The organism is Jiulongibacter sediminis, assembly GCF_001306455.1.
Taxonomy (GTDB): Bacteria; Bacteroidota; Bacteroidia; order Cytophagales; family Spirosomataceae; genus Jiulongibacter; species Jiulongibacter sediminis.
In genome coordinates, this window is the sequence record NZ_LGTQ01000006.1 from 404,905 (window position 1) to 417,154 (window position 12,250).

The 12,250-nt window shown below is 43.4% G+C and carries 13 protein-coding genes; 3 read left to right on the top strand and 10 right to left on the bottom strand.

The genetic code is table 11. The annotated features are described in order from the left end of the window. Positions 1–21 precede the first annotated feature (21 nt). The 3 genes from AFM12_RS07645 to AFM12_RS07655 all read left to right on the top strand — a co-directional run bounded on the left by AFM12_RS07645 (position 22) and on the right by AFM12_RS07655 (position 2,979). Complete coding sequence (locus AFM12_RS07645) at positions 22–1,125, top strand: flavin monoamine oxidase family protein (protein WP_082391238.1); 1,104 nt, start codon at positions 22–24, stop codon at positions 1,123–1,125. A 133-nt stretch (positions 1,126–1,258) separates the two neighbouring features. Beyond that, complete coding sequence (locus AFM12_RS07650; protein WP_055146188.1) at positions 1,259–2,326, top strand: DUF3500 domain-containing protein; 1,068 nt, start codon at positions 1,259–1,261, stop codon at positions 2,324–2,326. A gap of 164 nt (positions 2,327–2,490) precedes the next feature. Continuing rightward, positions 2,491–2,979, top strand: coding sequence for a hypothetical protein (locus AFM12_RS07655; RefSeq protein ID WP_055146191.1), 489 nt, complete (start codon positions 2,491–2,493; stop codon positions 2,977–2,979). Between the two features lie 208 nt (positions 2,980–3,187). Here AFM12_RS07655 and AFM12_RS07660 read toward each other — a convergent pair whose 3' ends face one another. From AFM12_RS07660 to AFM12_RS07705, 10 genes are all read right to left on the bottom strand, one after another. Next, positions 3,188–6,229 carry an efflux RND transporter permease subunit gene (locus AFM12_RS07660; RefSeq protein ID WP_055146195.1) on the bottom strand — a complete coding sequence of 1,014 codons (3,042 nt, stop codon included), beginning with the start codon at positions 6,227–6,229 and terminating at the stop codon, positions 3,188–3,190. Further along, positions 6,226–7,257, bottom strand: a complete 1,032-nt coding sequence (locus AFM12_RS07665) for an efflux RND transporter periplasmic adaptor subunit (RefSeq protein ID WP_055146197.1) — start codon at positions 7,255–7,257, stop codon at positions 6,226–6,228. The genes AFM12_RS07660 and AFM12_RS07665 overlap by 4 nt, the downstream gene beginning before the upstream one ends. A gap of 21 nt (positions 7,258–7,278) precedes the next feature. Then, entirely contained in the window at positions 7,279–8,613 is a 1,335-nt protein-coding gene (locus tag AFM12_RS07670; RefSeq protein ID WP_055146200.1) for a TolC family protein, read from the bottom strand. Next, positions 8,610–9,191 carry an NAD(P)H-dependent oxidoreductase gene (locus AFM12_RS07675; RefSeq protein WP_055146203.1) on the bottom strand — a complete coding sequence of 194 codons (582 nt, stop codon included), beginning with the start codon at positions 9,189–9,191 and terminating at the stop codon, positions 8,610–8,612. Before AFM12_RS07675 ends, AFM12_RS07670 begins: the two co-directional genes overlap by 4 nt. A 17-nt stretch (positions 9,192–9,208) precedes the next feature. Then, positions 9,209–9,643 (bottom strand): PaaI family thioesterase, encoded by a 435-nt coding sequence (locus AFM12_RS07680; protein WP_055146206.1) that lies wholly within the window; start codon positions 9,641–9,643, stop codon positions 9,209–9,211. Continuing rightward, positions 9,643–9,996, bottom strand: coding sequence for a DUF4260 domain-containing protein (locus AFM12_RS07685; RefSeq protein ID WP_055146209.1), 354 nt, complete (start codon positions 9,994–9,996; stop codon positions 9,643–9,645). The genes AFM12_RS07680 and AFM12_RS07685 overlap by 1 nt, the downstream gene beginning before the upstream one ends. Then, complete coding sequence (locus AFM12_RS07690) at positions 9,993–10,457, bottom strand: DUF4188 domain-containing protein (RefSeq protein ID WP_055147814.1); 465 nt, start codon at positions 10,455–10,457, stop codon at positions 9,993–9,995. Before AFM12_RS07690 ends, AFM12_RS07685 begins: the two co-directional genes overlap by 4 nt. Further along, positions 10,454–10,888 carry a DUF3995 domain-containing protein gene (locus tag AFM12_RS07695; protein WP_055146212.1) on the bottom strand — a complete coding sequence of 145 codons (435 nt, stop codon included), beginning with the start codon at positions 10,886–10,888 and terminating at the stop codon, positions 10,454–10,456. Before AFM12_RS07695 ends, AFM12_RS07690 begins: the two co-directional genes overlap by 4 nt. Positions 10,889–10,892: 4 nt before the next feature. Beyond that, positions 10,893–11,519: a TetR/AcrR family transcriptional regulator gene (locus AFM12_RS07700; RefSeq protein ID WP_055146215.1), complete on the bottom strand. Its 627-nt coding sequence runs from the start codon at positions 11,517–11,519 to the stop codon at positions 10,893–10,895. Between the two features lie 99 nt (positions 11,520–11,618). After that, on the bottom strand, positions 11,619–12,239 hold the full coding sequence (locus tag AFM12_RS07705) for a hypothetical protein (RefSeq protein ID WP_055146218.1): 621 nt from the start codon (positions 12,237–12,239) through the stop codon (positions 11,619–11,621). Positions 12,240–12,250 lie beyond the last annotated feature (11 nt).

Sequence of the window (12,250 nt, forward strand, 5' to 3'; positions counted from 1 at the left end):
TCAATTACCAAGTTGATAAAAATGGACAGAGCCTCATTTTTGAAAATTTGTGGTGTCTTAGGCATCGGTTTACCCTTTCAATCTTTTCTTTCTTCTTGCGAAAAACCATTGGTTAATGCCTCGGGTTTCAATGGGAAAGTAGTGATCATCGGAGCGGGGGCCGGCGGACTCTCGGCTGGCTATATATTAAGTCAATTAGGGGTTGATTTTGAAATCCTGGAAGCCTCTTCAGAGATTGGAGGGCGAATGAAAATCAATCCTGACTTTGCCGATTTTCCTATCCCTTTGGGTGCCGAATGGATTGAGACCAAAACGATGACTTTGGGAGAAATTGTGAACGATGACAGGGTTTCAATTGGACTGAATTTCGTTGAAGATGATGCAGATTATAAATTTGTCAGGTACTCTTGGTTTAACTTTTTTGAAGACTATCTACTTCCATCTGTTAGAGACAAAATAAGGTATCAGGAGGTCGTTCAGTCTATTGATTATTCAGGAAATGAGGTAAAAGTTTCCAGTTCCGGAGGTTTGTTTTCGGCCGATCGTGTGATCATTTCCGTACCGTTGAAAGTACTTCAGGAGGGTGGGATTTTCTTTCAACCCGCCTTGCCCGCAAACAAATCAGAAGCTATTCAAAACGCCACAATTTGGGAAGGCTTCAAAGCTTTTTTTGAGTTCTCAATTCCTTTTTACGGGGATGGGTTTTCCGTTCCGGTTTCCCCGAAAGAATCAGGTCAGAAAATCTACTATGACGCCGCTCTGGGTCAGGATTCGAACCATCATATTCTGGGACTTTTTGCGGTGGGGGAGCCCGCAAGAATGCTAAGTCAGCTTTCATCTGAAGAGTTAAAGATCAATGTATTGGCAGAACTAGATGAAGTCTACAACGGTCAGGCATCAGCATTTTATCTGAAACATACCAGCCAAAACTGGCAATCGGAACCGCATATTAGAGGCGGTTACCTTTCTGACCACGAAGACTGGAGACTGGTGAAAGAGCTAGGGAAAAGCATAAATAATAAAGTCTACTTTGCCGGCGGCGAATATACCGATGGTGAAGACTGGGTTTCTGTTCATACCGCTGCTCAGTCGGCAAGGAGGGCGGTGGAAGAGATGTTGAGTTAATAAAAGGCCCATTACACTCCGAAAGAAGGATCTAAAGCAAATTTAGTTTGGAGACTGAGAAAAGATTTCTTTTCAGCAGGGTGTTGGTTTGACCCAATGAAAGCGATAAATTACCAAACAATCACTATTGGCTATGAATCGAAAACTAACCTATCTCTTTCTCTCCTTCACTTTTTGCTTAACCTCCTTTGGACAAACGACCGATGAACTCGCTGGTCGGCTTCAGATTTTCCTTGGAACGCTTGATGCCAATGAAACAAATGCTACGCATTACTCGTTTGACAACCCCCTGCGAACGGAATGGACCAACCTCCCCGTGGGTTTGCAGGACAGGCCGGGCATTCGCTATGGCGACCTGAGGGAAGAAAGCAAAATGGCTTTTCATGATGTACTTACCACACTTTTCAGCTCGCAGGGCTATCTGAAAACCCAGAATATCATGCACCTGGATGATTACCTGCTCGAAGTCTACGAAATAGCCTACACCCGTAAAGAGGTGAATGACGAAGCCATGAAAGAAATACGGGCCCTGAACTGGGGTCATGGAAACTACTATCTCAGCATATGGGGTGAGCCTAAGGCTTCCGAAAACTGGGCTATGAAATTTGAAGGACACCACATTTCTGTCAATATTACCCAAACCGATGGTCAGCTGGCCATCACGCCATTCTTTCTGGGTTCAGACCCTTCCCGCGTGCGGGTAACTCAATACGCCGGTATGCGGCCGCTAAGTAAGGAAGAAGATTACGGACTGGAGCTGTTTAATATGCTCAGCGAAACTCAGAAAGCTCAAGCTCTCATCGCGATGGAATTTCCCAGAGACATTATCACCTCGCCGGATAGACCACAGATGCTCAGCAGCTACCAGGGCATCAGAGGCAGCGAGCTAAACGAGGCCCAAAAAGCTCAATTGATGGACCTGCTGGAAGAATACCTGGAGAATTTTGAACGCGACCGGGCCGGGCACTACCTGCAATTGCTACATGATAAAGGACTGGACGATATCTATTTTGGCTGGGTAGGTGGCGATGCCCGCCAGACCAACCATTATTACGTCATCCATGGCCCGGACTTCATGATAGAATACGATAACGCCGGCTGGAGCCGCCAAGGCGATCACATTCACACCATTTTCCGGGACAAAAAGAATGACTTTGGTGAGGACCTGCTAAAGGCTCATTACCATAAGTCAAAGCACTAAAACTTTGCTCTCCGCGGCTTGAAGCTTCGTTTTGAGATGCCAAAACTTTGGTTTGAGAAATTGGTATTTATGAGTTTACTTCAAATATCTGAGAGAGGCCACATATCACCATAACAAAGGCAACGCCTTTTCAGGGCAGGAATCGAAAATCATATTTATAAAGTATGCGATTGATTATAGGTGTCATTATTTTATTATTCTTAATCTTTTATTCATTAATGAATAATAGACTTGTTAAAACAGAATTAAAGTTTGAGGATGTATTACTCCAGAAAGCGTATCCCGTACAAAATGATCAATTGCGAGAACATGGTTTAGTTGAGATTGAAGTTTCTCCTACTATTTCTTTTCAAGAAAAGTCTTGGCTTACGAGATCATATGGCCTCCCAATAAGGCACGATTATATAGTTTTGTTTGAAGGTCAAAGTTTGGGTTACAGTATTGAAAACCTGTTTTCGGTAGCTACCGGTGAAATTGTCGAATGGTCATTAACTTCGGATAATATATTTCTTGGCTCTATGGAAAACGTTGATTTACGCACTAACAGTTATCCCATTAATAAGACAAATATAAAACTAGTAATTGTACAAACTTCGGATACTCTTTCTGTTGGAGAATCGGTGTTGATACAAACCCCTTTGTTATCACTTTAAGCATAGATTTTTGGGGCCTCCCTGAAGTCTCCAAATTTGTTGCTTCGATCTCATTAGTACTGATTGAATTCCAAAAATTGGCAAGGACTAAATTGAGGGAAATGTCCGCCTAAAACCTCTTAACCGCTTAGGTCAGTACTTCCATTAGTGGAAAAAACTCATCCGATGACTCTTTTACAATTCTGGTTAGTCATCGGATGAGGCGGACTTAAACCTTTGGCGGTAAAAGTTTATACATCACCGGTGTTACAATCCGGGTTAAAATCAGAGAGGAGATCAAACCACCGATGATCACCAGAGCCAGCGGTGAATACAAAGGGGAATGCTCTAGCACCAGAGGGATTAACCCACCAATAGCTGTCAAAGTGGTCAAAACGATCGGAATAAATCGTGTTTCTCCAGCTTTTTCGATGGCTTCATCGATGGAAAGCCCCTCTTCTTTGCGGAGGTAATTGGTATAGTCTACCAGCAATATGGAGTTTTTGACTTCAATTCCCGCCAAGGCTATGATACCGACGGTGGCTGTAAATGAAAGAGAATTTCCCGTCAGAAAAAGAATGCCCACGGCTCCAATGATTCCCAAAGGAATCACCGAAAGCACAATCAAAGAACTTTTGAAGGTCTTAAACTCCAACACCAGAATGGCCAGAATTCCGAAAACGGTGATGGCGATGATATTTCCCAAGCCACCGAAAGTCTCGGCCTGGCGTTCTATTTCACCAGCCATTTGGTAGCTGTAACCCTCCGGAAATTCTACCTGCTCCAGCTTTTGAGTAAATTCATCAAAAACGGAAGGCGTTAGGTAGCCATCCGCCACAAAGGAAGAGACCAAAACATAACGCTCCAGATCACGGTGATTGATGGCATTTGGAGAAGTCTCAAAAGCGACCTTGGCCAGCTGTTTGAGTGGAATCTGAGCCCCATTTGCGGCGGCCACAAATACTTTGTCAAAAACTGAGAAATCCGGTTTTTCGTTTTGTTTTACCCCTACATTGATTTCCAGTTCATCTCCGTCGTCGGTTCGATAATATCCTGCGTTGAGGCCGGAAATAGCCATTCTGACAGCTTTGTCTATTTCTGCAGTCGGGATGCCCATCATCCCAGCTTTGTCCTTGTTGATCTGTACTCTCAGGTCAGAGTTTGTTTGTTTTGAGGCATTATTGACATAGATTGTTCCTTCAGTATCCAGATAAGTTTGTTCCACCTTTTTGGCTAGTTTCGTCAGGACATCCATATCGTCACCGTAAATCCGAATGGCCAGAGGAGCCGCTACAGGCGGACCTTGCTCAAATTCCTTCACGGTAATTTCAGCACCAGGGTATCCTGCAAACTTTTGACGCAATTCATTGATTAATACCGTTCTGGCCGGCACTTCGGTGTCTTCTTTAAGCTGAACAAAAAGCTGGGCAAAATTGGGTGATGAGCCACCACGCGGTAAAACATTATAATAGATGCGAGGATTGTCTTTTCCGACATTGGAGGCATAGTTTCTAACCAATGGCTCCTCGTCAATGACCCCTTCCACAAATCGAACAACTTCATCTGTGGTGCTGAGGTTGGTACCCAGAGGTGTGTTGATATTGACCAGTAATTGTGGCTTCTCAGAACTTGGAAAAACGCTAATACCTATGACTTTGATGAGGCCCAGACTGCCCGCAAAAATGGCAACAGCAATCAGTAAAGTGATGACGGGGTGTCGTAATGACCAATGCAATATTCTACGGTAAGAACTCTCAATTCCTTTTTTCATGTATTGCAGCACTACGTTGCCTTCTTCGCTACTTTCTCTGGGCATGATCAGACTCGCCAGAAAGGGCACTATCGTAATGGAGACAAAGAGGGAAGCAAGGACGGTTGTGATCACCGCCATAGGCAAACTGCGAATAAATTCTCCCGAAGCCTCCGGCAAGAAGGTCAGTGGAAGAAAGGCAAAAATCAAGGTAGCCGTACATCCCACCACAGCAAGGCCTATCTGTTTTGTAGCTAAAACGGCCGCCTCTTTTCGGGAATATCCTTCCCTTAAAAAACGGGCAATATTCTCTACCACCACAATAGAATCATCCACCAGAAGCCCGAGAGCAATCACTAAACCTACCACCGAAAGCTGATTGATTCCAAAACCCAGAACATCTAATCCGGTAAGGCCGATAGCCAAAGAAAGCGGAATGGAAACCATCACGATCACAGCGGCACGGAAACCTAGCGGAATCAGGGTAATCAGAACCAGCAGAATGGCAATGCCAAAATCACGGGCGAGACCGAGCAGTCGGTTCGATACACTCTCGGCCTGATCAAACGACTTTTCAAAAGCAAAATCACCAGACAATTCACTTTCAAAGCCTTCAATTATGGGCGTGATCTCTTCATTTACCTCAAAAATATTGGTGTTGCTTTTTTGTGCAGCCGTCACAAAAACGGCTCTTTTGCCGTTAAGTCGGGCCAGATAGGTGCTTTCTTCATAGCCCAAACTCACCCTTGCAATGTCTTTCAGATAGGTTATTTGAGTTCCTGAGCTGCTGACCACCGTATTTTCAATTTCTTCAAGAGAGTCGTAAGAACCCGATGTTTTGACATTCAGCTTGCGATCACCGATTTCAATGGCTCCGGCAGGAATATCCATGTTTTCAGCCTGAATTAGCCCCAGAACTCTGTTGAGTGGAATTTTATACTGAGCCATCCGGTCGGTGTTGAGCTCAATATCCACCCGTTGGTTGGGGAAGGCATGTGTTTCCACTACTTTAAGGCTTTTGACACGTTCCAGTCGGTCTTTCAGCTCTTCGGCCTGTTCTTTCATCTCGGCATACGGAGCAGTTTCAGATAGAATTGCACATTGAATGATATTTACCGTTTCTGGCGTGTAGCGTTGTACGTCTATGCTGTATATATCCTGCGGCAAACGGCTTTTGATGGCATTAACCTCTCTTAAAGTTTCAGCAAACTTCTCATCATCGTCAATATGATGTTCAAACTCCACATTCATCACAGCCAGCCCATCAGCAGCTGTGGAGAAGATATTTTTGACATCATCAAGCGTGTTAAGTCTTTCCTCTATGGGGTCTACCACCAGCTTCTCCATGTCCTCAGGTGATGTTCCGGGATAGACCACAATAACCGTATTGAAAGTGGCCTTAAGAACGGGATCTTCAGACTTTGGCATATTCAGCAAAGAGCTGATGCCGAGAACTACAATCATCAGGAAAATGATGATGGTAAACTGATAATTTTTGACCGAAAACTCTGCTATTTTCATGGCTTCGCTATGTTTACGGTTTCACCATCCGAGAGGAAATTGGCCCCTCGTAAAACCACCTGATCATTCTCAGATAGACCGGCCGTAATTTGAACTTGCTCTCCCTGCAATTCGCCGAGTTTAACAGGTCTTTTCTCCACTTGCTTTCCTTGAAGGAGAAAAACTGAAGCCGAGGAGCCGTCTGCTCCCACGACCGCAGCCAGGGGAAGAAACAGGCCACTTTTTTCAGAAGAAGGATAAATCGTAGCTTTTGCCACAAAACCCGAAATGAGCTTTTTTCCCTGACTGTCAAGGCTGAGTTCCACTTCGTACGTTCCCGTACTTGGATTCACTGTTTGGGCGATCTGACTGATTTTGGCCGGGAAATCTGCACCAGAGTATGCATCCAATGAAACCATTGCTTTATCTCCTGTTTTGAGTTTCACAATGTCCTTGTCTGCAAGACCAATATTGACATTAAAAGAAGAAGTACCGGTACCCAAGATCAGAGCCGGTGCAAAAGGCGTGATAAGCTCTCCCTGCTCAGCGATTTTCATCAAGACTTTCCCCGCTTGCGGAGCATAAATGCGGGATAGTTTCTGATTATACGTGGCTGCAGAGAGTTGCTCTTTGGCCACATCATATGCCGTAGTAGCATCCTGAAGGTTTGACTTTGTGACCAATTCGTCTTCATAAAGTCCTTTGACTTTTTCAAGATCTCTTTCAGCTTTTTCAAAGCCCAGTTTTGCCTGATTTACGCCAGCTTCTATTTCAGACATATCAAGCTCAGCCAGTAATTGACCTGCTTTTACATACTGCCCTTCATTGACATACATTCTCTTAATCAGACCGCCGGTTTTAAAAGCAAGTTTTAGCTCAGCTTTGGAGCTTAATACTCCGCTACCTGTAATTTCATCTGAGAAGCTTTTTAGAACGGGCTTTGTGAGAGTAACTGCAGTTGTTTCCTCTTGTTGAGTCACTTGTTCAGCCTTTTCTTCTTGGCCGCAGCCAAGGGTCAAAAGGGCCAGGAGGTAGATCGTTTTCTTCATGGGAATATCTTTTAAGGTCTGTTAAAGACCGGTTACTTTTTCTAATTCTGCTTTTTTCAAGCGGAGGTTAAATCTGGCTAATGAGGCCGTCAGGCTGGCTACCTGATGGTCATTCTGAGCCTTGAGTACCTCGATATAAAGTGCTGAGTCGTTTTTGTATTTTTTCTCAACCATGTTTAGAAGTTTTTGAGTGCTTTCTAAGGCTTTTTCTGATGCCTCGAGATTCTCCTGAGCTCCTTTGAATTCAAACCAGGCCTGAGCCACCTGCATTTTAATCTGTTGCTGTATTTCACTCTCTTTCGTTTGGAGAATATGTTGCTGAATTTTGGTTTGTTCTATCTTATGTTTCTTCTCTTTTCCGTGGAATAAGTCCCAGTTTAGCCCTATCTGGGCTAAAGCGTAACCCTGATCTTTAAAGGTGTACCCAAAACCCTGAAAACCCAGATTGCCGCCAATAAAGAATGATGGAAGTACTGCATTTTTTTGTTGCATGAGCAATAGTGAATTATTGACTTGTTGACCGGTTCTGATTTGTTCAAATTCCGGCCTTTTTTGAAGGGCACTCAATTGCAGATCCGCTAACGATTTTGAGAGTGATGTCATGAGCATCAGGGTGTCTGCTTCAATCATGGATTCGGCCTTTCTGTTGATTAAAAAGTTAAAATAGGCTGCAGCCACTTTGCTGTTTTTTCTGGCGGTGGCTTTCTCTCCATCCAACTTATTGATTTCATACTCAGATGAGTAAATGACATCTTTCAGGGCAGCATCTTTTTCTACTAGTCGATTGTTAAAATCAAGGTATTCCTGCAAAAAATCTCCCGATTGATTATAAATTTTGATGGCCTCAAGGCTTTGAAGGTATTGATAGTAGGCAGCCTCAATCTGATATTTCAGCTCATATTCAAGTAACTTTCTTTTCGCTTCTTCCGAATTGGCCAGTTCTGTTTTGACTTGGATACCATATTTAATATCAGAATTAAATAGAGGGAGCTGAAAAGTCAGTTTAGTCTCGTGAAAGTTATGTGGCAAAAACTGAATTTGCTGATTATCAAGGATAGGAAACTCATTGCTTTGCGTCAGCTGATTCAGTGTTCCGTAAACTGGATTTAGCAAATCTCCGATGGGAAAATCAATTTTACGACCGCCGGCGGCAACCGTGTAGTTCGGTGCAAAGGCAATTTTCGGATAAAGGTTGGACTTTGCTTCGTCAATGGCTCTGAGAGATTTCTCAATTTCAAGACGCTGCTGCTTCAAAGCAAGGTTTGAACTCAAACCCTCCTGAATATAATTCTCCAATATGGCGGATTGAGCATTAGCCAAAAAGGGGAGAAAGAGTAGTGTTAATAGTTTTTTCATCTGCTATCGCGTTTTCCCAATTGATTGACCTTGGTGAGCCATTTGGACCTGAAACTATCCTTTGACAGCCGAATGGGGCCAATAGAAGTTACTTTCACAGGCTCTATACCGGTAAACTCAAAGGTTAGTTTTTTAACTGCCCGTATGCCCGGAGCCCAATAGTAAAGCCAGTAATACCAGGCGGGCTGATCCATTGTAGCGATAACTCTACCGGTTTTTCCTTTGAGTAGTTTTTCCCAAGAGATGATTGTGTTTTCTTTTTTCTGAAAAGCGAAACCTGGCAAAAACAGTCGGTCAAAAAACCCTTTTGCCATGGCAGGTAAGCCTCCCCACCAAAGTGGATGGATGATTGTGATATGATCTGCCCACTTGATTTTTTCCCATGCGTCTAGCAGGTCCGGTTCCAGTTCAGTGCGTTTGCGATAGCCGTATTTCAGGTTTGGGCTAAACTCAAGATCACGAATGATAATTGTTTGAACTTCGGCGTTCTGACCTATTCCGTCCATGTAAAACTCCCCAAGAGCCTGACAATAGCTCTCCGGGTCAGGGTGAGCTTGAATGAGTAATAGCTTTTTCATGCGGTTGTTGTTTTTTCTTAGTGCGGGAAGGCCGTTTTAATAAGGTTTGAGCTTGCTTTTGCTCTTAATTTCCCCTCTGAACCGAATATTTTTGCCTCTACATGAGCCATAGTTCTTCCTGCTCTTACCACCTCTGATTGTATGGTGATAGTCTCGCCCACTTGGGATGGTCTTAGAAAATCAATATTCAAGTTGATTGCTGCAAAAAACTCGGGTTGATTTAAAGTGAAGGTTGTCATGCCCATCACCTCATCAAAAATGGCAGCATAAGCTCCGCCATGTATCATCCCGGCAGGGTTCGCAAATTCTGGCCTAACCAGATATTCCACCTTGATAAAACCTTCCTCGGCTTCTATCAATTTACCGTTGAGCCACCGACCAAAGGGCGACGGACTTCCGTCTTTTGCTTCTTTGCCAATACTCTGTTTAAAAAATTCTAATCCGTTTGTCATTATTGGTTTCCAATTTTACCCAAATGGGTGTCGTGAAAAGATGTTTCGTATTTGAGGCCATATCCAAAGATTCTGTCCATGGCCGAGTGAGCCAAAAGGATGGCTCCGGCCAAAGAGATAGCATCATTCTTTAGATAATAACCCAGAAAGATGATGAATACAGCTAAAAGCTTATGATGAAACAAGTTGTAAAACCAGGCTCCCACTTTAGGGTTTACTAAATAGCCTACCATGCTGAGGTCAGGTAGAAGGATAAGTGCCGGAAACCACCACCATGCGAAATCCAGCAGGCTGAAAAGCCAGATGCCTAGGGCAAACTGAGCAAGTTCTTCTAAGGTCAGGAGCTTTTTCATGAATCTTGATTTATACGTTTTCTGGCGGTTTGATACTTGTTTTCAGAGATTTCTGTTCCAATGAACCTGCCAAGGCCAAAAGGTGGCATATTGCCGTAGACGGTTTCATACTGACCTGCTTTTACCAAATAGGTTTCGTGCCAAATGCCCACTGCTCCGTCGTTTTTTTTCGCTTTTTTGTAAAATTCAATCCATGCCGGGTAATGAGTTTTCTGCCTGTCGTTTGCAAAGGCTTCCAGTTTTTCAAAGGATTCCCAGTATTGAACCATGATAGTTGTGCGGCCACCCCAACCTTCAGCACCCAGAAATCCACTCTCGGGATTTGCGTGAAGCTCTTTCAGCATTCTGGGCATGGCCATACCTGCCTGTAAAATGGCAGGGATATTCCACCATTTATTGACTCGCATTCCGATCAGGAAAACAACAAAGTCTTTATCTTTTCTGGCTGATACTCTTTTCATAAACATAAAGCGATTAATGTGATGGAGAGAAATAAGCAAAGTGGCACGTATAGTGAGCTGTCTTTTTGTGCAAAAGGGGTAGACTTTACTTTCTTAAACAGGCCCAGATAATTAAAATCCCCGAGTGCTCTAAGGGCAAAAACACCGGCAATTGTATATCCGACCGGGGTGGCCCAACCCTCTAAAAGGTTTAACCAATGACCCAGTTCAAGTGCTACTAATCCAAAAAATGTAAGTCCAACTGCCACTGCCAATGTTGGTAATTTGGTTTGAAGACTGTTATCAAACTTCATCAACTTTTCGCCGCTTTCTTTTGTAGGGAATGCAACATTTAATGCCCATTTACCTCCGGCAAACCAGTACAAATGAATGACTGCCAGAGCGATGAAAACAAAGAAAACAAACATTGAGAGGAAGCTTTGGGTATTCATAGTCTTAGGATTTACCACATTTGATTTGCTTAAGAAAGACATTGAACGATCGCATCATGCGAGTCAGGCTATCTTCTTCTGAATCGCAGAACATATCTAGCCTTTTTCTTGATTTTAGGGTCACCAGACCATGAACAAAGCTCCAGATCATTAAACTGGCGTCATCGACTTCGTAGGTAGCCAAGTAGCCATCTTTTTGGCAGCGATCTACCAGAAAACGAAGCAAGTCAAAGGCCTTCATGCCGTCGTCCCATACTTCTTCTTTACATTCAAGGCTCTCCATTGGGGCCTCCATCACAAACATGAGTTCGTATAACTCAGGATTCTCAAAGGCAAACTTGATATACTGCTCACCCATTACTTCAAGAGCATCTATAGGGCTGAGTTCAGGATCAATATTGGAGAGTTCTCTGGTAAGGCCATTAAAGGCCTCAACGTGCAGGTTAAACAGAAGCTCGTTTTTGTCTTTGAAATAGAGATAAATAGTGCCCGGGCTATACTCTATGGCATCGGCAATGTTCCGGATACTTGTTTTCTCAAAGCCTTTTCCAAGGAAGAGCTTTTTGGCCGCTTCCAGTATTTTGACTTTCATCTCTTCTTTTTCCCGCTCTTTTCTGTCGGCTACTCCCATTGAATACAGTGTTTGAAAAATTAACACTGCAAAGTAAATGAACACTGTTTAGTAAAAGCAAATAAAACTTTACTTTTTTATGGAAATGGGCTTTGATAGTTAAATAAACAGCGATTTTAATTCTTCGAGAAGGCCGCAATCTCTTGGGTGAGCGGAGGTTTCGAGAAGCGGTAACACTCTGAAATTGCCTCTATAAACCTTCATCTTTGCTTTTGGATTCGCACCCGAATCAAGAAGAAAACGAACAATTTCCGGCAGGTTTTCTGGTACTTGCTGCCGCCAAAGTTCCACACCATTGCTGGCCGTATAGTGAAGCAGAGTAGCCTTATGGCCGTATTGAGAAGTTTGATGAATCAATTTAGGATATTGACGTATAGTTTCTTTGAGTTTCTCAATGTCACCGCTGAGAAGACAGTCCACAGCATTTTCAAAAAGATGGTCGTAGGGCTCATGGGGTAAATTTTTCCATCGATCAAAACCATATTCGTTGGCAATACACGATTTTACTTTATTATGGTCAATAGGCTGATCTTTCGTAAAACCAGGAAGGTAGTTTGAAAGCTCTGTTTCGGCAGCCTTATTATTGTTCAAGTGAGCCGTCCAAAGTAAATCTACCATTTCCTCGAGATGAAGAGCAATGGTCTTTTCTCCTCTTTCAAAAAGTAGGTTTCCATAAATTTTCCGGACTTCAGCGACCTGCGGATGGCAATAAATCTTCATGAAATAAAGCT

What these genes read in the sequence shown, in the direction of transcription:
- AFM12_RS07645 (WP_082391238.1), top strand. Translation starts at nt 22, where the DNA reads ATGGACAGAGCCTCATTTTTGAAAATTTGTGGTGTCTTAGGCATCGGT.
- AFM12_RS07650 (WP_055146188.1), top strand. Translation starts at nt 1,259, where the DNA reads ATGAATCGAAAACTAACCTATCTCTTTCTCTCCTTCACTTTTTGCTTA.
- AFM12_RS07655 (WP_055146191.1), top strand. Translation starts at nt 2,491, where the DNA reads ATGCGATTGATTATAGGTGTCATTATTTTATTATTCTTAATCTTTTAT.
- AFM12_RS07660 (WP_055146195.1), bottom strand. Translation starts at nt 6,229, where the DNA reads ATGAAAATAGCAGAGTTTTCGGTCAAAAATTATCAGTTTACCATCATC.
- AFM12_RS07665 (WP_055146197.1), bottom strand. Translation starts at nt 7,257, where the DNA reads ATGAAGAAAACGATCTACCTCCTGGCCCTTTTGACCCTTGGCTGCGGC.
- AFM12_RS07670 (WP_055146200.1), bottom strand. Translation starts at nt 8,613, where the DNA reads ATGAAAAAACTATTAACACTACTCTTTCTCCCCTTTTTGGCTAATGCT.
- AFM12_RS07675 (WP_055146203.1), bottom strand. Translation starts at nt 9,191, where the DNA reads ATGAAAAAGCTATTACTCATTCAAGCTCACCCTGACCCGGAGAGCTAT.
- AFM12_RS07680 (WP_055146206.1), bottom strand. Translation starts at nt 9,643, where the DNA reads ATGACAAACGGATTAGAATTTTTTAAACAGAGTATTGGCAAAGAAGCA.
- AFM12_RS07685 (WP_055146209.1), bottom strand. Translation starts at nt 9,996, where the DNA reads ATGAAAAAGCTCCTGACCTTAGAAGAACTTGCTCAGTTTGCCCTAGGC.
- AFM12_RS07690 (WP_055147814.1), bottom strand. Translation starts at nt 10,457, where the DNA reads ATGAAAAGAGTATCAGCCAGAAAAGATAAAGACTTTGTTGTTTTCCTG.
- AFM12_RS07695 (WP_055146212.1), bottom strand. Translation starts at nt 10,888, where the DNA reads ATGAATACCCAAAGCTTCCTCTCAATGTTTGTTTTCTTTGTTTTCATC.
- AFM12_RS07700 (WP_055146215.1), bottom strand. Translation starts at nt 11,519, where the DNA reads ATGGGAGTAGCCGACAGAAAAGAGCGGGAAAAAGAAGAGATGAAAGTC.
- AFM12_RS07705 (WP_055146218.1), bottom strand. Translation starts at nt 12,239, where the DNA reads ATGAAGATTTATTGCCATCCGCAGGTCGCTGAAGTCCGGAAAATTTAT.